Below are 20,894 nucleotides of genomic sequence, written 5' to 3'. Positions count from 1 at the left end.
ACGACATTTTATTGGTTAGCGGAAGTATACATTCTGGTGAGTACATATTATCGATATATATTTTCAGCATGTCGTTAACTAATAGCTTCATGATTAAAAAGCTCCAGGGGGGATTACCACCCTGGAAAAACTTTTTTGAGAGTAATCCTATTTATTAAACCTGTAAACAAAGAAGTGCAGGTTGGCGGTGTTTTTAAGATTATACCTCTTTGCTATAGCGAGTGTACTTCTCAAAAAGTTTTTATAACTTACGCCTGATTTTTTTGCAGCCAAGAAAATACTCTCTGAAAGTTTTAGTGATTGAATTGTTTTAACTTCACATTGGCTCATTCCTTTGAAGTCCTTGAAGAATTCAATTTTTTCAATTACATTACTCACCGATTTTAGTTTAGCTATCGTTATAAGGTGTCGCCATTTGTTTAAATCATCATACACAGATAAATCAATTTGGGATGAGATAACCTTAGAGATCCATAACCCGCGAGAGATCAAAATCGTTCGAATTTCATCCTCTTTGGAAAAGTGATATAGGGTGTCATTCAGTTCTCCAAGCGAGTTAAATGAATCGACATCAATGAAACATATTCTATTTTCACAACAAATTTGTTTCATTAAAGCGAAAATAGACTGACGAAGAAAAGTATCATGCGTGATGACCATGAATGTTTGCCTATCCATCATGAGTAAATCCTGATAATGCCCTTCATGATGTTCTCAAAATTAATTGACAGAACCTTCACGAAGAGCCTCGTTACTGGGAGGGTTTGAGACGAAAATAATAATACAACAACACCTTACCCAGGAATCTATAGAAGTAATGTCATGTCATATAGGTAGATATTCTGATAAAGCAATAGAAGAAATAGTTTTATAAAATATCTAACTGCAAAATGCGTATGCGTGATAGAGCACAATGTCAAAACGTGAAATATCAGCTAAAATAGAGAGGAACAATCATATGCAGATGAATACACATATGCTTTACCAAATTTACAACGAAGTAACATTCAGAACTGATGATGGTGTCCTTGCCAGTCTTTCATCACCCGAAAATTCGGTTGTACTTTCCATCACGGCGAATCGTATTTTTTCGTTCCTGCTTGAGCAACGAGGCAAGGTCGTTTCCCGTGAGGATCTTTTAGTTAATGTTTGGGATAAGAATGGGTTTCAGGCCTCGAATAACTCTCTGAGCCAGTACATTTCATTTATACGAAGAGGACTCCACGATCTCGGCTGTAATCAGGAAGTCATTCAGACTATACCCCGGGTGGGCTTCTTGGTTCCTGATGACTCTATATCTATCAGAGAGACTGATAACTACCGTGAAATCAATTCATTAAATGTTAAGGCATCGGTGCAAATAAAAAAAACGCAAGTATCGGCAAAAATCTGGATTTTGGTAATGACTTTGTTGCTGAGTTCACTGGTTATAGCCTTTTACCCATTACAAAATGGTGCTTCTGATATGATTTCAGCTATAAAGACTTGGAAACTCGGTAAGATTGATCAGTGCCCTGTGTATACTTTTTATAACAACTCCCCAGAAATGATGTCCGTCAAACTCGAAAAAGCCAGATTGTTAACAAACACTTACCTTCCGTGCATTCAGGGTGCGACCTACTTCTTCCAGCCTGACGATCTATACACCTACGGTGAAAAAGGACGCGTATTTTTGTCCCGCTGCACCTGGAATAACAAAGAACAAACTAAATTTGCAGGTTGCAAGGATATCTATATCCATGAAAATTAATAAGAAAAAAACACTGATAAGCGTCTCAGCAATTGCGTTTGTTTCAGCAATTGCTGTTCGCGCGACAGGAATCGCTGACTGGGCACCCAATAATGGGATAAGCATCAACTGTGTATCGACGATCTCGATGCCAGAATTACCTCATGGGGTGAAATTCAATGGCAGTGTATACGTTCAGATTTATAAAGACGGATCCGGTGAGGTTGATTTTTCTGGTGTCGTTACGGAAACAGGAGAGCATGGCGTTGGGAAAAGTAGCGTCCAGCGTACCATTGCGTTTGAATACGTGATGCTAGATTCTGGCACCGTAAGGCTTTCTGAAGCACGACTGAGAAAGAAATCAGCTGACACAATGCCTGATGATTTTTTTACTAAAGCCATCTACGATAGCTCTGAACCAGAGAAACGAATGCATGTATCAAAACTTCAAAATGCATATCTGATAGGCAACATTTTTTCACCATCACTTTTATGTGTCAGTAAATCCTAATACCTTCAACGCCGCCACGCATATGCCCCAATATAGCCTCAGCTACCTCGTTTGGACATTGCAAACGAGATAGCCCTGTCCGTACAGGGCGGCACAGATCATGGGACGTCCAATGAGGTATATCAAGCATTTGACCACTTTCATGTAAACGCAATGAGTTTTCAGTTAGATACTTCTGTTGGATTGGCTTCTTAGTAGCCTATGAAGGGAATAGTTTGTAGGGTCTGAATTTATTTGAGAACGGGAACATGACACTCAGCTATGACATGCTAAATAAGCACACCAGTAAGTACGCAGGAGAGAAAACAGTAGAATTACACGCAGGTTAAAAATGTAACTTTTTTATTCTAATGGGATAATAAGAGTAGAACCTACGACCTTCGCATTACGAAAGCGAGCCAACTCCAAAATGAGTACATATTGACGCTGACCCCTTCGTTAAGCACACCGCCCTACAGTTTCTCCAGAATTAAACACGCTTCACGATTAAGCGTAATAAACTCCTGCCAGCTATATTGCTGTTGGTAGTTAAGCTGATACTGCTTTTCTACCTGGCAAATAAGCGGACGTGTTTCATAAATCGCGCACAGCTTTGTCTCCATCTGATAGTGACGACAAATGCCGTCACCGCGATCAAGAAATTGCGTTTCACTGGCGCGATCGACGTGGCGACAACAAGCGCCACACTGGTTACAGGGAAACGCGGGCGTTAGCGTCATAGCTTACTTAACCAGCTACGCACAGAGCGGGTATTCCCTGCTTCAAACGGTAGCGCAATATTTCGGCGCTCAACCTCTGCACGCAGCAACAAACCACGCTCAATTTCACTGTTCACCGCGTTAAGATGCAGCGAGAAACGCGATAACGCTGACGAGTCAATAGCAAACTCTAACGCCGAAAGCTCCAGTAGATAACGATCGAGTTCAGCATTCACCTGCTGATAATACTCTAGTGCTTTCTGATACTTATCTTTAAACGTATCCAGAAACGCCCAGACCTTTTTCATCAATGCGCTGTGTTCCAGGAAGTAGTTCATTACCAGCGTCAGAATACCTGTCGCCAGCGCACCACAGAAAGCGGCCAGTTCCGGACCAAAAGGAAAGACGAGCATCTTGGCTAAAGCTTCGTTAACCACCACACCAGCAGCCACGGCCACACCCGCAGCCACCAGCTTGCTTACCGCTTTAGCGAGCTGCCCCGGCGCTAACCCTTCAGGGTTAAAGACCATAACTTTAAAGGCCTGTACCAAATTGTTCCACATCTCACGAATCAGGCGCACCATCATCTTCTTAGTCGTAAAGAAGATATTGAACAGCGTCGTTGTAATGCTGGAGAGCACGCCACCGATGGCACCGTCTTTAAAGGACGTCAGGAAAGTGCTGAATTTACCCTGCACTCGCTGCCAGACTGCGCGTAATGCCTCCCCCGCATCTTGCAGGAAGTCTCCGGCATCGAATGAATGACGATGCTTCTCAAACATCACGGGAATACGCGCGCGGAACTCAAACCAGGTCTCTGCCAGAATCAGCCCCAACATCTGCCGCGTTCCCATGCGAAACGCATTGTTCATTGTGGCGGTGGCAACATTCTTCGCAAACTTACTGCTGGTGTAATATTCCTGATTGATCGTACTGTTGTATTTTGCCCGCGCCTTTTTGTCGGCCTCTTTCATCCGTTCAAAATCGGCGGCGGCTTTATTTTCCAGCTTATTCAGCTGTTTTTGCTCTTGCTCGGAAAGCATTGGCTGGCTGCGTAAACGGGCAATTTCCTGCGTGGTCACAGCATGCTGTTCTTGTAGCGTTTGCACGAAGGCATCCATCGTTTTCGCCTTCTTCGCCTTATTCAGCGACTCATTCGTGAAGGTCAGATTTGATGAATCATTAGCCAGATCGGCACCATCGCATTCGGCAAGGATACGCCCTGGATCGTTGTGAATTTCATGGGCGGCAATAATATGGTCGAGGTTCTTTTTATCATTAGCCGCAAATTTCTCACCGGTGTAGGTATCGGTCAACGTACCGGCCTCGTGCGCCTTTTTTCCCGCCCGGTTGGTGGCAATGTAGTTTTCGTGGCTATGGTAATGATGAGAATCATACCCTTCACGTTGCTCGTACCGTTGACGCTCGGCGTCGGTGGCATACACTCCCTCGCGAGCGTTATGAATGGTATTCACATCGCCGCCGTGTTTATCCTCCAGAAAGAGAAAATCCAACCCAAAAGAGGTGGTCAGACTCTTAACCACCGTCTGATGTAACTCTTCACCCCAGTCAAACCTGGCTGTGTTCATTGTGCTCGCCCATAGCAATGCCGGGCAGATTCGCCCGGCGCGTCGATTAAATACGAGAAGAAAATGCGTCAAACTCAGAAGCAGAAACCGCCAGTTTTTCGTCCAGAATCTCTTTGTTCAGCAGGTTCATACCGTTGCTGTCGGTCTGCAGTTGGATCACGCCGTCTTCGATAACAGCTTCACCGTTTTCCTGCGTCACCGGCTTGAACAGCGGCGTGGTGATCACGTCGGTCATGATGGCGGCTAATTCATAACCATGGTCGATAATAGCCATGATCTCTTCCGACTCACTAATCTCAGTGGTTATATTCTTCTCATGACGCTCAACAATGATGGCATGCATCGCTTTCAGCGGTTCAAAGTAGTGTTGAACAAAGACGCTATGCATACGGGTTATTGATTCATAAATGCTATTTACATACTGCTGCACCTTCGTCAGCTGCGCTTCAGCCGCATTCATTTTTTCCACCGCAGCAGTCACTTCACGGGAGCTTTGATAAGCATTGTTAAGCGCCTTTTCGGCATGGCTGTCGTAAGCCCAGCCTGCGATAGCAATCAACGGAGCCACTACCGCGCCGCCAAGTACCATCGCACCGCCCGCCATTCCCCAGCCGCCTGCGGCCAGAGAACCGCCGCCAATAGCCGCCATTGTGGCGTTATACGCCGCCGCACCAGACAGGGCGGCAATCGGCGTACCGGTAGACGCTGCGGCAAATGCCATCACACCGCTGTACACGGCAAAACCAGCGGCAGCACCGGACACCCCGGCACCGACGACCGTCGTCAGGTATTCCGTGGCGGAAATCGCCAGACTCTGAATTTTATTGATGTTGTGCTGCGGTACCTTCAGACGAAGATCTTTATGCCCATCCTTAGCCATACGCGCCAACAGATCGTCGGCAATCGTTTTAAATTCATTGAAATCTTTACCGATCTTCAGTTCTTTTTCACCCAACTCGGCCAGTTTTTTCGACGTTGTTTCATTCGCCTGGTCAAAGCTCTCTTTATGCTTATCAAAGCGACGCTGCGCGCGATCTAAAACATCGTCGGCTTCTGATTTTTTCTGGTAGCCATCATAAGCTTTTTTGCCACCAAACGCCGTTGCCGCTGCCGCGACGCCCAGAATAATGAAAGGTAATGCCATAAATAAAAATCTCCTGTGCAATAAGTCGTTGTTACCCGCTACGCATCACATTCCAGAACAGGAATTGAGTCGCGATCGCCAGTGATGTAGTTATGCAGTATGCTGATGACCGTTTTTTTCAACCATTCCGGTTCCAGAATTTCTATATTCGGTAACCAGAATAGAATTAATGGAATAATTTGATTCTGATGTGCTGCCTTGCAAAGCAAAGTCACGCCATCATTCTCTTCACGCACTAATTCTTGCTGAGGCAGTAAATCTCGTCTTGCGAAGTAGCCAGCAATGCTGTGTTTAATACGCACCCGCACCTCAAACGTCTCTTCACTTACCCATGGATCGCGATGCTCATCAATTAATGACAGTGTGGGGGTATCGACCGTAAAATGCTCTTTCCGGATATCCAACCATCGAATTTTACTTAACGAAAAAGACTTTAGCTTTCCGTCCTCGGTCGCCAGCAGATACCAAATATTTTTCTGGTTAACTAATTTATAAGGGTGAACGGTGCGCGTTTTGTCTTTATATAAAATATGACAGACACTGTTTTTCTGAATCGCTTTTTCTAATAAGTTAAAATACTTTCGCAAATCATTTCTGACTGAATGTTCAGGGCGACCAAGCTGAACTCTAACATGCTGTTCTACCGCTCGTTTTTCTAAGCTAAGCCAAAAATCCTCATCTCTATCAGGAAAAACCGCGTCGGCGTCCAGCAGCTTTGCCAGTGGGTCATGAAGGGCATAGGCGCTATTATTCTGCGCGCGAATCGGTATTAATCGATACTCTCCTCCACCACACCCCTCAATAAAGGAGGAAAGCATATTAAGATCACGATAGACCGTTCGTTCAGTGATATTAAATTTCTTCATCAACTGATAGCGATTCACAACGCCACAAGTTTGCAGCTCTATTAGGATATCGACTAAACGTTCTGCTGAGCAACTCCTTGCTGAATCAGCCATAAGCACCTACTTTTCTGTTTTCCTGACATGAATTATATATAAAATGCTGACATATCCTGTCAGTGTATCGGCACGCTGATCATTTTTTTTAGAGAAATCGACAATTTATTTGAGCATTAGTCGCATTGGACAATTTTTAGGGACAAAAAGCGCTCCTCATCAGGAGTAAATGCCAGAGACATGGCGGCCAAAAGACCACCTGCATACATCCTCATCAAACTGGCTAACGGCTATCTCTTCCACTAAGCCAAATTCAACGTTGAGTTTGCAAAGGTGGATTGTCAGGAGAGTTTCTTAATGATGGCCAGTATCGTGGTATGAACGCCGGTATTTGGTTTCTTCACGCTGAGTAAAAAAACATCATCTGCAGAAGGATGTGGACGCGCTGGCAGCTGTTAGTGCTGCTGACTGAGTCGTTGAAACACGAGCTAATTCGTTGTACAACCGGGCTTACCCATTGATTTCATAGTGACAAGGGGCTAATTTGTATCTCATTAAACATGATTATGACCCTCATTAAAGCCAGACTATGAACATCAGCGAAAAAACATATCATCAATTGAAGGCCAAAATCATCGCCAATGAGTTGGTGGGGGCTATCTCAGAAAATGAGCTATGTCAGGAACTTAATGTCAGCCGTACGCCGCTGCGCGAAGCTTTGTTTCGCCTGATGACTGAAGGCTGGATTGAGCCTTCCAAAAATAAAACGAAAACCATTAAACCCATTACGCTCAGTGAAATACGTGATATTTTCCAGATCCGAAAAGACATTGAAATTATGGTATTGAATTTGTCATGGGAGAACCAGGACCCGCAACGCTACCAGACAATTAAAGATAAAATTGAAGTCGGTTTTCATGATTCGAATGTGTCTTTATTACTCGAAGCTGATAACGAGCTACATGAACAAATGCTATCCGATTGCCACAACGCTATTGTGACTAAAACGCTGACCTTCATGTATGACCGGTTACGCATGCTGCGTTCAGACAAAATGAAAAATGATTCAATTATTGATTCATCCAAAGAACATTTGAAAATTTGCGCCGGTATTATTGCCCGCGATATAGAACAAACCCGTGAAGCCATTGCCCATCACGTCAACAACTCCTACAACCGCCTGTTCTCCAGCTTTAAATAGGCTATGCATATAACATGACCGGTATTTCTACCGGTCATGTGGAAAGTTAAAAATTAGTAGAGTTGTCGGTACAACGCCTTAATCTCTTCAATACAAGTATCTCGAGGGTTTCCACCTGTACAGACGTCCGCCATTGCCGCAGCTGCCAGAGCATCGATATCTTCATATTTCATGCCGATATCGCGCAGTCGGGCGGGAATATTTACGTCGCGGTTAAGCTGTGCCACGGCTTCAACGGCCGCCTGACGCGCCTCTTCGATCGGCATCACCATGGCCTGAGTATTGCCCAAAGCCTGTGCAATTTGGCGATATTTGTCTCCTGTAAACTCGGCGTTGTATGCCATGATATGCGGCAATAGCACTGCATTGGCGACGCCGTGTGGCGTACCATAGAATGCTCCCAGAGGATGGGCCATCCCATGCACCAGGCCCAATCCGACATTAGAAAAGCCCATCCCGGCAATATACTGCCCCACCGCCATGCCTTCAGCGTCATGGGCGACTCCCTGTATCGAACCGCGTAGCGAACGCCCTATCATCTCAATCGCCTTTAAATGAAGCGTATCGGTTAATTCCCATGCCCCTTTCGTAATATATCCTTCGATTGCATGAGTCAGCGCGTCAACACCGGTTGCCGCTTTTAAACTGGGCGGCATGCTGGCCATCATGTCAGCATCAATAATGGCAACGACCGGAATAGCATGAGGATCATAGCAAACGAACTTACGTCGGTTCTCTACATCGGTAATCACATAGTTAATAGTCACCTCAGCTGCCGTACCCGCGGTCGTTGGAATGGCAATCATCGGTACAGCGGCATTTTTAGTGTCAGCCCCACCTTCGAGGCTGCGGACATCGGCAAACTCAGGGTTGTTAATGATTATCCCTACCGCTTTGCACGTATCCTGCGGTGAACCGCCACCAATAGCGACCAGGTAATCTGCCCCCGCCTGACGAAATGCCTCAACACCTTGCTGCACGACGTCAATCGTAGGGTTAGGTATGACCTTATCAAAAATTTGGTAAGGCAACCCTGCGCTATCAAGAATATCAAGTACCTTGGTCGCTACATTAAACTGGATAAGATCGTGGTCAGTAACTACCAGCGCTTTTTTAAAACCTCGCTTTTTAACTTCATCAACGATAGCGTTAATTGAACCCACGCCAAAATATGAGGTTTCATTTAATATCATTCTATAAGACATATTCTATACCTTATAACAGAGAGATATAACAGCAATACAGCATTGCCGTGGCATAATGTGTGCTGTTATTGATTTTTGATTATTGGATACTGAACATTATGTCAATCTGTTGCGATTCCTGACGAGTTAGTTCCCCCGCAAAGCTTCTTGATTTCTCTCCAGAATACTGAAACTTATGAGCCACCGCGGTTTTAATTGTAGTAACAAAATCATTACCAATATTATAAATAGCAGAAAGTCGGCTTATCTCACGCTGTATGCCAGTAAGCTGGGTAAGATCATTTTCATCCCAGGCTTTAATTGCCTGCACAAAAAGTTCGGGACAAATATTATTTAATCCTGAAATAACTCCCGCGCCACCCGCCAGAAGATTTGGGATAAGATATTCATCATAACCGGACAGAACAACAAAATCGTCTCTAACGGACGCGACTGACTGAATAATTGCGCGAGTATGAGAGAGACAATCAACAGTATCTTTAACACCCACAAAATTGGGAAATTCTGCCGCTAATTGCGCTACCAGTACCGCGTCCAGATCGCATCCAGTTCGGGCAGGAAAGTTGTATGCGAACCATTTTCCATTCAGGCGCTGCCCCAGATCGCGGTAGTATGCCAATAGTTGGGCCGGCGTTTGTTGAAAATAGTAGTGAGGTAGAATCATCACTGCTTGATACCCGCAATGCCAGGCCTCTTCTGCCAGACGTATCATATCCGCCATACAGGTAGCTGAGATATTTGCCACCAGCGGCAGCGATGACATTTTCCGTGCCTCACGGATAAGCATCAGTCGTTCATCCAGCGTTAATGCGGTGAACTCCCCAATACTTCCCATTAGCAATACGACATGAGTCCCAGCCTCTTCCAAACGTCGCAAATGCTGCTGCAGTGCCGATAAATCAATATTTCCTTGTTGATCAAAAGGCGTAATTGATGGGCACCATGCACCGTGAAATTGAGCATGATTTTCAGACATAATATATTCCTGAGAAAATAAAAATTGTTTTATTCAATGACATGGTAAACAACAGTATCAGCCTGTATTTTCTGCCAGTCCCACTGAATACCCAAACCAGGTTCTTCTGGTGGGAAAGCATATCCCTCGCGAATATTCACCTTATTCAGAGTAACACTATCGAGCTGTGGAATATATTCCAACCAACGGCTATTAGTAATGGCGCAACATAATGATATATGTAATTCCATCAAGAAATGCGGACAGACAATTTTATTAAAGCATTCCGCCATATGTGCAACTTTAAGCCATGGTGTAATACCACCAATACGAGCCACATCAACCTGAATAATATCTGCGGCATTATTCTGTAAATACTCTTTGAAGTGCTGGATAGAATAAATGGACTCACCCACCGCGACAGGAATGGTGGTTGACTCACACAATTTTTGATGAGAATCAACATCATGTGCCAGAAACGGCTCTTCAATCCATGAAAGATTAATATGCTCCAACAACGCTGCTCGCTGTTTGGCTTCCGAGAATTTAAACGCCTGGTTGCAATCAGTCATGATCACGTACTCATCACCCACCGCTTCACGTACAGCAGTCAAACGCTCGATATCACGCACCGGACTTTCAGAACCAATTTTGATTTTAGAACCGCAGAATCCCTGCGCCTTAACAGCCAGCGCATCATCAACTAATTCCTGAGTGCTTAAATGCAGCCAGCCCCCTTCGGTGGTGTATAACTTCATGCGCGACTTCGCACCACCTGCGACTTTATACAGCGGCAAATTCATGCGCTTACACTTCAAATCCCATAATGCGGTATCAATGGCTGCCAATGCCAGAGACGTAATGGCGCCAACCGAGGTCGCATGAGTTGAGAACAGCAATGATTCCCAGATGCCCTCAATCATCGTCGCATCCTGACCAATCAATTTCGGTAACAGGTGATCTCGTAACAGCGCAACCACAGATGAGCCGCCGGTGCCAATTGTGTAGGTATAGCCTTCACCAATTTCTCCACTCGATGTTGTTAAACGAATAATCGGCGTCTCTTGTGAGACAAAAGACTGAATCGCATCGACACGTTTTACTTTAGGTTTCAAATCAACCATAAAGATTTCGGCTTTAACTATTTTCATTACATCCTCAATATCTGTTAATTTTTTCGCAAAGTTACAAATGATGCTTACTGAATACCAATGCTGGCCAGTTCATCCCACAATTCCTGCGGAATATCCCAGTTAGCCCAGGCAAAATTAGTCAACGCTTGTTCTACGGATTGAACGCCGCAGGTTACGGTGACCACATTTTGGTTTCTTAATGGGAATTGCAGCGCCGCAGCACCAATCGGCACGGCATGTTTTGCACATAGCGCTTCTATCGCATTTACTTTTTCAATAACCTGCGCTGGCGCGGAACCGTATTCATACAACGCCTTCGATTTATCTTTCGCGACTAAAACTCCGGTAGCGAAAGGTGCAGCAACAGCCACCGAAACATTGTTGCTTTCACATTTGGCAAAGAACGCCTGGCGGTCTGTTTCCAGCAGGTTGTAGCGGTTGGCGAGCATTAAGATATCCGGGGCAGCGTTATCCATCACCTCCATCAGGATTGCCTCTTCATTCGCGCCTGCGCCCCAGGCTTTGATATCACCATTGCGCTTTAGCTCTTCTAAAGCCTTCTGCCCTGACTCGCAGAAGGTTTTAAAATGTTGGCGTTCCAGTTCCGTATTGCCGTAGGTATAAGTGCCGAGATCGTGTACATAGAGAATGTCGATATAACGGGTTCCCAGCCGCTGGATAGAGTTTTCGTATGAGCGCATGATGCCCTCATAGGAGTAATCAGCCTGTCGGTTAAAAGGGTTCTCATCATAAAAAAATTCCCCTGCTTCAAGGCCTGGCTCTTGTTTCCGGGATTGCAGCAGGCGACCAACCTTGGTGGACAAAACATATTCGCTACGCTCCAGTCCACGTAATCCCAGACCTAAACGCAGTTCAGAAAGTCCGCTGCCATAATGTGGTGCAGTATCAAAGTAGCGCCAGCCAACCTGAATTGCCTTATCAACAATGTCCATGGCTTCGTTATTGCTCAGCGTTCTGAATAAATTAGCCAGGCTGGCTGCGCCGAAGGTTAAAGAAGGTACACTAAGCCCTACACTTTTAATTTTATTCTGAGTGATCATAATATTCCCCTGATGTTTATCAGTATTCTTAGTCAACTTTGTTTGCAGTTAATGAGGTCGCTGCTGTTGATTTATTATTAATATTAAAAATCAACTTCAGCACATAAATAATAATCCCGGTCACTACGATAGAAAAAAGACACAAGAGCGCAGGATTCATTCCTTTTAACAGCTCGAACATTTTGTAGAAGATATAAGATATAGCGTGTGAGCCACCATCGATTGATGAGGCCATCATCTCTTTTGGCACATTCAGTTGTGCCTTTTCGGCCAAAGCCTGCGACACTACAGCGAGATCCGAACCAAACCACAGGATCCCACACACGATGACAATGCCATTAATTAATCCACGGAACATGTTTCCGTTGCATGCAACCGTGCCAAAGACAACAAATATCGGCAGATAAGGAATATCGGCGAATGGCATCATGGTATTAAAAGGCAAAATAGTACTAATCAGGATCGTGAGTGGCACCATCAAAATACCTACAGACAATACCGCAGGATTTTTAAAAGCAATTTCACCGCTGATACCAAAATAAAGTGACTTTGTAGGAAAACGTTTCTTTACCCATTCAGAAGCAATTTCAGTAATCGGTACCAGACCACTGACCAGCACTCCCGCCATCGTCGGTAATAACACCATGACCGCAGCAAAATTCATTCCACTCTTAATAATATCACTGAACGGTAGCGCGCCAAGCATACCGATGATCACCCCCAGAATGGCCCCCATCGCTAACGGACTACCAAAAAACCCTAGTTTGGCTTCAATTTTGCTGAGATTAAGGTCAATTTTGTTAATCAACGGAATGCGATCAATTACACGGTCCATTAAAAATGCCAGCGGGGCCCATGCGACGATCTCCGCCTGAGTAATGGTCACGTTTGGCGTGTCACAGAATTTCTGCACATGTGGGGCAATGTAATCGGCGATTTTTAGCGTAATAATAAATGTGATCCAACTTGCAAAAATCCCCATCCAAAATGAACCCGTCACCTGTTCAACGATGATTCCGGCAAATACAAAGTGCCAGTAATTCCAAAAATCAACGTTAAGGGTTTTGGTGGTATTGGTTGAAATCATCAACAAATTAGTGGCAAAACATAACGCATAAACAATCGGCAGAGAAAGCGCAGCCAGACTGAAGGCGCTAATTAACGGCCAGCCCAGATCCAATACTTCATAATGAAGATTGAGGTTTTTTACCATCGCTTCTGTCGAGCTGCTAAGTGATGTCACCATAAAACCGATCAGCAACGAAAGACCGAGAAACCCAATACCTACCGTCATTGCATTTTTTGCCGCATCGGCAAGTTTCGCGCCAAATAGCACGGCAAATAAAAACATAATCATTGGAATGACCACTGCCGGGCCAAATCCGAGGATATATTGAACGACTTCCATAAATGCCCCCCTGTTACTTTAATGAGTAAACCTTCTCTGCCACGCGATAAAAAAAGTTATCGCTGGAAAGAGCCTGGTGAGATTGCAGGTAGTTCTGGTAAAGCCCTAAAGTGTCGGCATACGGTAATGCCAGTAGAGAAACAGGCCAGTCGGATCCATACATCACTCGCTCATCACCAAATGCGGCAAAAACCGAGCTAAAATAAGGTTCAAGCTCCTGGCTCGCCTGCCCAGGTCCCGTCCAGCGGGCATAATCTGCTTCCGTGACCAGGCCTGATAGTTTGCAAAAAACATTGCTGTAAGCCTCACCAATCAACATTAACTGTTCACGCCAGCGGGTAATTTCTCCGTCGCGAACTGCGGGTTTTGCCGCATGTTCGATAACAAAGGTCACTTCCGGACAAGCAGAGATAAGCTGGCTTGCCGCCTCCAGCTGTTGGTGCGTAACCAGCAGTTCATACACCAGCCCCTGCTCTCCAACGCAACGTACCCCCTGGATAAATTGCGGGGTCACTAAATGGCTCTCAGGCAAGCCCTGAGACATATAGCGGATCCCTTTCAGATAGCGGGATTTTCTCTGCAGTCTCTGCAAATCCTCTGCGATCCCAGCCCCGCGGTTTATATCCACCCATCCCACAACACCTTTTACTTCATCGTGATGCTCAGCTATTTCCAGCAGCCATTCGGTCTCCTCAATTGAAGGGATGGCTTGTACTAAAATGGCGCCTTCGATGTGGTTTTCAGCCAATACGGCCTGCAAATCGTCAATAAGAAAATCACGGCGAATTGCCGCCAGATCGTCTGTGATCCAGGCAAAATGCTCTCCCTGGCAATGCCAAACATGGTTATGGGTATCAATCACTTTCATACTCACCATCCTGTATTTTAATTGTATACAATGAGAATACAATAAAAGTCTGTGGTTAAAAGGCAACCACGGAATGCACTATCTGAGTACGGGATCACAATTTTCACGGTTTATCTGTAGGCTAAAAAAGGGACGTAAAAGCCTATAACCGCCGTAGAATCCGATGTCACTGAGCTGAACTATTGCATGTGGTTAATGTGGTGGACGCTTGTGCGTCCCGCTGAAGTTACAGAAGCAGAATGAGCAGAGAAGAGCGATAGATGGGTAAGTACGAACTAAAATCTAAACGTTTCGTAAGTTACGATGTATTGATACGTTAACATTAATAAATAACGGTTATTTTATTGAAACCCTAAATTACGACGAGAGTTTAATACGCGCCCCAACTTTGAGCCTTGCGCGCTAAACCGTGACTTAGCAGTACCCCCACGTTTCAGTTTTGTAACATCCACCAGCAAATTAGCGATACCCCCACATAATTCACACATCCCTCCGGTTGATGAAACGAAGCAGTTAGGTTAATCATATTGAGGCGCGCGGAAGCCAGGGGCTGTCTACCCGCACGGTATCCCGGTGATCGAGCCCCTGGATAAGATGCAGCGCGCTAAGACGACCGATTTCATAGTGCGGCAGCTGTACCGTTGAGAGCGGCGGCAAAAATAGCTCGCCGGTGCCCACCATATTGTCATAACCCAGCACAGCGACGTCCTGCGGAATGCGCAGCCCTCGCCCCAGCAAGAGCTGGTAGATAACAAAAGCCACGCGGTCGTTACCGCACACCACCGCATCGAACATCGGGCGCGCGCCGCTCAGGTAATGCCCGGCAATCTCCGCCGCATCAATATGGTGGCGCTCGCCCGGCGGAAGATAGTGGTGGAACATTGCATCAGGGTCGACACCTGCTTCACGACAAGCCCTCTCCATTCCCGCCCGACGGCGATCGGTCGCCACAATTCCTTTCGGTAGGTGGATGCACAGCAGTCGACGATAGCCTGCGGCCAACAGCGCTTTCACACCAAGATATTGCCCTTGTTCATCATCGGGAATATAGGTGGGAAAAGGGCCGCTTGTGCTTTCACAGTTCGCCAGCACGCAGCGATACTTATGCAGCTTTTCCGGTACAGGTACCTGGCGCAGTCCCATCGCGGTGTAGATAATACCGTCCGGACGATGCGCCAGCAGCAGATCAACCATTTTCTCTGGCTTGTCATTGCTGAACATATTCACCACAAAGCTATTCCAACCGTGTGCCCGCGCGGTCTCTTCGATAGAGAGCGTTATCTCCACGGAAAATGGCGTAGTCATGGTGTCCAGCGCCAGCACCCCAATCGTGTTAGCCGTGGTTTTCGCACCACGAATTTTTTTAGCGGAGAGATCGGAGACATACCCCAGAGCATCTACCGCTTCCATCACCTTTTTATAGGTTTCAGGCCGTAGCCGTTCGGGCTCGTTAATCGCCCGCGATACGGTCATTAACGAGACGTTAGCCCGCTGCGCCACATCCTTTAAAGATGCCATACCCTCTCCTTCGCCGGTGTTCACTTTGCCGGGGTCTGAAAATGCGATCTCGATAACACCTGCAAAATGTTAACGTTAACTTTTGTGATTAACATCGATATTACCATCAAATCTGCGAGAAAACTGAGAATGTTAACGTTATCTTTTGATCAATTCACTTACAGGGACAAGCAAATGACGTCACTACTTTCCAAAGCCAACGAAGCCTTAAGCCAGCAGAAAGACCTTGTAAACCCGCGCTGGTATCCACGCTATCACCTGGCGCCACCAGCGGGTTGGATGAACGATCCCAACGGTCTGTCCTGGTTCGATGGTTACTACCATGCGTTCTATCAGCACTATCCGTGGCAGCCGGTCTGGGGACCAATGCACTGGGGCCATGCGCGCAGCCGCGATATGGTGAACTGGGAGCACTTACCCATCGCACTGGCACCAGAAGGGCCGGAAGATAAAGACGGCTGTTTTTCCGGTTCAGCGGTGGTTGAAGGTAATAAGCTGGCCCTGATCTACACCGGACACAAGTTTGACGGCGAGGCGAAAGAGGAAAACCTGTATCAGGTACAGTGCCTGGCCACCAGCACCGACGGGATTCACTTTGAACGCCAGGGCATGATTCTGGATACCCCGCGAGGCGTACACCATTTTCGCGATCCGAAAGTCTGGCAAGAGGGAGACAACTGGTACATGGTGGTGGGCGCCCGGGTCGATGACGTGGGCGAAGTGCAGCTCTATCGCTCGCAAGATCTACAGCACTGGCAGTTTGCCAGCACGCTCGGCAGGGCCGATGACGGCATGGGCTACATGTGGGAGTGCCCAGACCTCTTCCCACTCAACGATAAGCTCGTCTTCATGTTCTCGCCGCAGGGCATCGCCGCAGACGGATACGATTACCGTAACCTGTTCCAGAGCGGCTATATGGTCGGCGAATGGCAGGATAATCTCCATTTTCACGTCACCCACGCCTTCCAGGAGATGGATCACGGGCATGATTTTTACGCCCCCCAGTCATTTACCACCCCGGATGGGCGCCGCATCGTGATTGGCTGGCTGTCGATGTGGGAATCGCCAATACCAGAACAAGCCGACGGCTGGGCGGGCATGCTTACCCTCCCCCGCGAGGTGACGCTCGATACCGATCAGCGGCTGCGTATGAACCCGGTGAAAGAGCTGGAATTATTACGCGGTGAGCTTCATGTCTGGCCGGTCAGCGAACTACACAATCGCACCCTGATGGTAGAGGAGCAGGCGCACGCTATTGAAGTCGAACTGAGCATCGATATCGCCCGCAGCAGTGCTGAAGAATATGGTATCGCGCTGGGTGGCGGACTACGGGTCTACGTCGATGCTCAGGCACAGCGTCTGGTGCTGGATCGTCGCTACCCGCAGCATGGTCTCTCTGGTTATCGCAGCGTGCCGCTGCCAGTTGGTGACCGGCTGGATCTGCGCTTATTTATCGACAGCTCCTCGGTAGAGGTATTTGTCAATCACGGTGAATATACCCTTAGCAGTCGTATTTATCCTGAACCGGACGATCGCCAACTGACCTTATTCAGCCTGAACGGACACGCCATTTTTAATCAAGGGCATGCCTGGCCGCTCAGCGCCAAATAAACACCCGTCCTACTGCTTTGGGGAAAAATAATGACTATCTGGACGCTCGGAGACGCTGTGGTGGATTTATTGCCGCGCGACAATATGCAGTTTGAAGCCTGCGCGGGAGGCGCTCCCTTCAATGTGGCAATCGGCGTGGCTCGCCTTGGCCGCGCCAGCGGTTTTATTGGCCGTGTGGGCAATGACACTTTTGGTCGCTTTCTGCATCAGACGCTGGAAACAGCGCAGGTGGATACAGGAAGTCTGGAGTTTGATGCACATCAGCACACCAGTACCGTACTGGTTTCACTGGCTCCCAACGGCGAGCGGCAGTTTGAGTTTTTGGTCTATCCGTCTGCCGATCAATTTCTCAGCCCGGCGAGCCTGCCCGACTTTGGCGCCGATATTCTGCACTTCTGCTCGCTGGCGCTGGTTGCCCCTGACTGCCGCGCCACCCTCGCCCAGGCTATGGCCGCATTGCGACAGACCGGCGGCACTCTGAGCTTTGACATCAATCTGCGTCCGCAGATGTGGAGCAACGAGATGCAGATGTTTGACCTTGTCAACGAGTTTGCCCGGCAGAGCGACATTCTGAAGATGTCGGAAGAAGAAGTGCTGTGGCTAACGCAGACCAACTGTCTCAGTAGCGCCTGCGAACGTCTGGTTGATTTTCCTGCACGCCTGAAAATCGTCACCCGCGGTGCCGACGGCGCTATCGCTTTCTGGCAAAACAGCAGGCTAACTTTAAGCGGCTATAACGTCGAAAGTATCGATACCACTGGCGCCGGTGATGCCTTTATGGCCGGGTTGCTGGCGGCACTCGCCGAGGAAGGCTGGCCCAAATCGACGTCAACGCTACTTCCACTTATCGAACAGGCCAGCGCTTGTGGTGCTCTGGCGACCACCCGGCGTGGCGCGCTAAGCGCGTTTCCCGACAACCAACACCTGAGCAGCTTTATTCAGTCACAACCGTCGCTACGGAGGACGATTACCCCGTAATAAAGCGCACTCGTTACGTCGTATCAGAAAGACCTTACAATGACCTGATCTGGATTGGAAAAATCATGAAGATAAATATGCCGTTCAGTAATGACAAATATCGGTACTCGTCCGGGTATCTGCTTTTTTTCTTTGCCGCCTGGTCGTTGTGGTGGTCTTTTTATGCGATATGGCTAAAAAATAAACTTGGCCTGTCCGGAACGGAGCTGGGAATGCTGTATGCCGTAAACCAGTTCTTTAGCATGCTGTTTATGCTGGTCTACGGTTTTCTGCAGGATAAGCTCGGCACCCGTAAACACCTTATCTGGCTGATGGGGATAGTCATCACGCTCAGCGGCCCGTTCCTGATTTATGTTTACGAACCGCTGCTGACCTCCAACTTCAAACTTGGTATGGCGCTGGGAGCCATTTTCTTTGGCCTTGGCTACCTCGCGGGTTGTGGTCTGGTAGAAAGCTTCGTCGAAAAAGTGAGCCGCAAATTCAACTTTGAATTCGGCACCGCCCGCTTGTGGGGATCGCTTGGCTACGCCGCAGGGACATTTGTTGGCGGTATCTTCTTCAGCATCAACCCACACATTAACTTCTGGTGCGTATCGGTAATGGGGGTGTTATTCCTGTTGATTAACGTGTTGTTCAAAACCAACTCACCCGCCCCATCTTCTGTAAAAACGCGTTCTCCTGAACCCGACGCGCTGACCCGAAAGGATTTTCTCACTATCTTTAAAGATACGCAGTTCTGGTTTTTCGTTATCTTTGTCGTCGGTACCTGGTCGTTCTATAGCATCTACGATCAGCAGATGTTCCCGGTGTTTTACGCCAGCTTATTTGACGATCCCGAACTGGCACCACGCGTATACGGCTACCTCAACTCGGTACAGGTCTTTATGGAAGCCGTCGGTATGGCGCTGGTTCCATTCCTGATTAACCGCATCGGGCCTAAATCCGCATTGCTGCTGGGTGGCACAATCATGACCTGTCGAATCCTGGGTTCAGCACTGTTCACCGATATCTATATTATCTCCTTGATTAAAATGCTTCATGCGCTGGAAGTCCCACTGTTCGTTATTTCAGTGTTTAAATTCAGCGTAGCAAATTTTGATAAACGCCTGTCATCAACGATATATCTTATTGGCTTCAATATCGCCAGTTCCATTGGCATTATCGTGCTGTCACTGCCTGTCGGTAAGTTGTTTGATAAAGTGGGCTATCAGGAAATCTTCCTGATTATGGCCAGCATTGTGGTAATAACGCTAATATTTGGCTACTTCTCGTTGAGCAAAAAACATCATCAGCAGAAGATGGGAAATGAACTGGTGACAGAGTAGCGAAGTTTAAAATATATCGGACAGGGCCATTGGCCCTGTCGTATCCCCCAAAAGTAAGTACGAACTGTCGATTTACTCAGGCATGTTCCAGCCATTTGCGGAATATTTTCGCTCGCAGTATTCCCTGAAAATCAATCAGCCCAGAACAACCAAGCTTCTTGATCAGATTCTGCCTGGCCTGGTAAATCGTTTTCAAATGTAGATTTAACAAGGCGGATATCTCAAAAATAGTTCGACCTTCTCCTAACTGCGTTAGAATATATTTATCTCGCGCAGTCAGCGAAATATTTAGTTCCGACTGATTGTCGTGTATACCGCCAGAACGAGTAATATCAACAATAAATTGTTTGAATGTGGCAACGCTAACATCTATTGGCAGTCTGTAAAGTGATAAATCATTGAGATATCTGTACAGATGACCATCAATCAGCAGTACCAGACGATGCGTTTTCAGATCGTAATTTTGCCTTTTTACCGCCTCAAAGTGATTGGCAGTGAAAAAAACCAGATGCGTCTTATCATCTTCGAAAACAATATCTGCAAGAATATTCTTTAGCCCTTGCCTGATAAAAATATCATCAATCCATAAATCTGCGTTTCCAGTATGTTCCTGAACGATGTTCATCATTATGGCCTCAATGAAAAATCACAATTGTTCTAGAGAGGGTGCTATGTATAGTCTTAATCAAAAAAATGCTCAGCATGAGTGCTTTCAGCATATAACAAAGGTACTGTACATATTATATTAATATGAAGACTTTTTAGACGTCGTCAGCTGTGTAGCGCAGCACTATTTCCAGGGTTTTTCTGATAACATCTGCCTGGACAACATCAACTGTTGATTCCAGAGAACTAATCAGGCTTAAAATGATGTTTTTATTATTAACATTATCACCTGCCAGAATTACATTTGTTACCGCCTGTCCCAATACCACAGACTCATCTGCTAATAGCTCACCTGCATTATGGAAGTAACTTGATAAAGCTTTATCCGTCATTACACTGTGGACATTAATTTCATGAAGCATGGTAACCTCGCTTGTATAGTCTGGAAGATTATC

The 20,894-nt window shown here is 46.6% G+C and carries 20 protein-coding genes and 1 pseudogene; 6 read left to right on the top strand and 15 right to left on the bottom strand.

Translation table 11 applies throughout. The annotated features are described in order from the left end of the window. Nucleotides 1–147: 147 nt before the first annotated feature. Entirely contained in the window at nt 148–681 is a 534-nt protein-coding gene (locus tag OGY04_RS04790; RefSeq protein ID WP_048216235.1) for a hypothetical protein, read from the bottom strand. A gap of 277 nt (nt 682–958) precedes the next feature. Here OGY04_RS04790 and OGY04_RS04785 point away from each other — a divergent pair, with 277 nt between their 5' ends. Then, nucleotides 959–1,750 carry a winged helix-turn-helix domain-containing protein gene (locus tag OGY04_RS04785; protein WP_231504598.1) on the top strand — a complete coding sequence of 264 codons (792 nt, stop codon included), beginning with the start codon at nt 959–961 and terminating at the stop codon, nt 1,748–1,750. Then, nucleotides 1,740–2,240 carry a FidL-like protein gene (locus tag OGY04_RS04780; protein ID WP_048216234.1) on the top strand — a complete coding sequence of 167 codons (501 nt, stop codon included), beginning with the start codon at nt 1,740–1,742 and terminating at the stop codon, nt 2,238–2,240. The genes OGY04_RS04785 and OGY04_RS04780 overlap by 11 nt, the downstream gene beginning before the upstream one ends. Here the strand turns inward: OGY04_RS04780 and OGY04_RS23195 are convergent. The 5 genes and pseudogenes from OGY04_RS23195 to OGY04_RS04760 form a co-directional block, all read right to left on the bottom strand. Continuing rightward, a pseudogene (locus OGY04_RS23195) lies at nt 2,239–2,439 on the bottom strand (tyrosine-type recombinase/integrase); the annotation flags it as partial. The gene OGY04_RS04780 and the pseudogene OGY04_RS23195 sit on opposite strands and share 2 nt — an antisense overlap. A 253-nt stretch (nt 2,440–2,692) precedes the next feature. Then, nucleotides 2,693–2,959, bottom strand: a complete 267-nt coding sequence (locus OGY04_RS04775) for a YkgJ family cysteine cluster protein (RefSeq protein WP_048224059.1) — start codon at nt 2,957–2,959, stop codon at nt 2,693–2,695. Next, nucleotides 2,956–4,527 (bottom strand): cobalamin adenosyltransferase, encoded by a 1,572-nt coding sequence (locus OGY04_RS04770; RefSeq protein ID WP_286584866.1) that lies wholly within the window; start codon nt 4,525–4,527, stop codon nt 2,956–2,958. Before OGY04_RS04770 ends, OGY04_RS04775 begins: the two co-directional genes overlap by 4 nt. 46 nt (nt 4,528–4,573) lie before the next feature. Next, nucleotides 4,574–5,671 (bottom strand): chemotaxis protein, encoded by a 1,098-nt coding sequence (locus OGY04_RS04765; protein WP_286584865.1) that lies wholly within the window; start codon nt 5,669–5,671, stop codon nt 4,574–4,576. Between the two features lie 38 nt (nt 5,672–5,709). Then, nucleotides 5,710–6,630 (bottom strand): helix-turn-helix transcriptional regulator, encoded by a 921-nt coding sequence (locus OGY04_RS04760; protein WP_286584864.1) that lies wholly within the window; start codon nt 6,628–6,630, stop codon nt 5,710–5,712. 529 nt (nt 6,631–7,159) lie between these two features. Here OGY04_RS04760 and OGY04_RS04755 point away from each other — a divergent pair. Then, on the top strand, nt 7,160–7,771 hold the full coding sequence (locus OGY04_RS04755) for a GntR family transcriptional regulator (RefSeq protein WP_048216229.1): 612 nt from the start codon (nt 7,160–7,162) through the stop codon (nt 7,769–7,771). A gap of 53 nt (nt 7,772–7,824) precedes the next feature. Here the strand turns inward: OGY04_RS04755 and fucO are convergent, their stop codons facing one another. From fucO to OGY04_RS04720, 7 genes are all read right to left on the bottom strand, one after another. Beyond that, nucleotides 7,825–8,976 (bottom strand): lactaldehyde reductase, encoded by a 1,152-nt coding sequence (fucO, locus tag OGY04_RS04750; protein ID WP_079934768.1) that lies wholly within the window; start codon nt 8,974–8,976, stop codon nt 7,825–7,827. A 79-nt stretch (nt 8,977–9,055) separates the two neighbouring features. Further along, a complete protein-coding gene (locus OGY04_RS04745) occupies nt 9,056–9,952 on the bottom strand; it encodes a dihydrodipicolinate synthase family protein (protein WP_079934767.1) in 897 nt (298 codons plus the stop codon). A 29-nt stretch (nt 9,953–9,981) separates the two neighbouring features. Further along, nucleotides 9,982–11,082, bottom strand: coding sequence for a mandelate racemase/muconate lactonizing enzyme family protein (locus OGY04_RS04740; RefSeq protein ID WP_048216226.1), 1,101 nt, complete (start codon nt 11,080–11,082; stop codon nt 9,982–9,984). A 47-nt stretch (nt 11,083–11,129) separates the two neighbouring features. After that, nucleotides 11,130–12,125 (bottom strand): aldo/keto reductase, encoded by a 996-nt coding sequence (locus tag OGY04_RS04735; RefSeq protein WP_286584861.1) that lies wholly within the window; start codon nt 12,123–12,125, stop codon nt 11,130–11,132. Between the two features lie 28 nt (nt 12,126–12,153). Then, nucleotides 12,154–13,533, bottom strand: coding sequence for a PTS transporter subunit IIC (locus tag OGY04_RS04730; protein WP_053071042.1), 1,380 nt, complete (start codon nt 13,531–13,533; stop codon nt 12,154–12,156). Nucleotides 13,534–13,546: 13 nt separating this feature from the next. Beyond that, complete coding sequence (locus OGY04_RS04725; protein ID WP_103014332.1) at nt 13,547–14,401, bottom strand: amidohydrolase family protein; 855 nt, start codon at nt 14,399–14,401, stop codon at nt 13,547–13,549. Between the two features lie 522 nt (nt 14,402–14,923). Continuing rightward, complete coding sequence (locus tag OGY04_RS04720; RefSeq protein WP_048216224.1) at nt 14,924–15,919, bottom strand: LacI family DNA-binding transcriptional regulator; 996 nt, start codon at nt 15,917–15,919, stop codon at nt 14,924–14,926. 174 nt (nt 15,920–16,093) lie between these two features. Between OGY04_RS04720 and OGY04_RS04715 the strand changes: the two genes are divergently transcribed. From OGY04_RS04715 to OGY04_RS04705, 3 genes are all read left to right on the top strand, one after another. Then, nucleotides 16,094–17,530 carry a glycoside hydrolase family 32 protein gene (locus OGY04_RS04715; protein WP_286584859.1) on the top strand — a complete coding sequence of 479 codons (1,437 nt, stop codon included), beginning with the start codon at nt 16,094–16,096 and terminating at the stop codon, nt 17,528–17,530. 30 nt (nt 17,531–17,560) lie between these two features. Further along, complete coding sequence (locus OGY04_RS04710; protein ID WP_286584857.1) at nt 17,561–18,508, top strand: PfkB family carbohydrate kinase; 948 nt, start codon at nt 17,561–17,563, stop codon at nt 18,506–18,508. Nucleotides 18,509–18,573: 65 nt separating this feature from the next. Continuing rightward, nucleotides 18,574–19,833, top strand: a complete 1,260-nt coding sequence (locus OGY04_RS04705; RefSeq protein ID WP_071446227.1) for an MFS transporter — start codon at nt 18,574–18,576, stop codon at nt 19,831–19,833. A gap of 76 nt (nt 19,834–19,909) precedes the next feature. Here OGY04_RS04705 and OGY04_RS04700 read toward each other — a convergent pair whose 3' ends face one another. Together OGY04_RS04700 and OGY04_RS04695 are read right to left on the bottom strand one after the other, a co-directional pair. Continuing rightward, entirely contained in the window at nt 19,910–20,461 is a 552-nt protein-coding gene (locus OGY04_RS04700; RefSeq protein ID WP_198802385.1) for a LuxR C-terminal-related transcriptional regulator, read from the bottom strand. Between the two features lie 133 nt (nt 20,462–20,594). Then, nucleotides 20,595–20,861 carry a biofilm development regulator YmgB/AriR family protein gene (locus tag OGY04_RS04695; protein WP_008784990.1) on the bottom strand — a complete coding sequence of 89 codons (267 nt, stop codon included), beginning with the start codon at nt 20,859–20,861 and terminating at the stop codon, nt 20,595–20,597. Between the last annotated feature and the right edge of the window lie 33 nt (nt 20,862–20,894).

Origin of the sequence: Citrobacter sp. Cpo091 (genome assembly GCF_030332645.1) — a bacterium.
Classification (GTDB): Bacteria; Pseudomonadota; Gammaproteobacteria; order Enterobacterales; family Enterobacteriaceae; genus Citrobacter; species Citrobacter portucalensis.
Note: the sequence above shows the minus strand (reverse complement) of the source record. Positions and strands in the feature narration are given on the sequence as shown.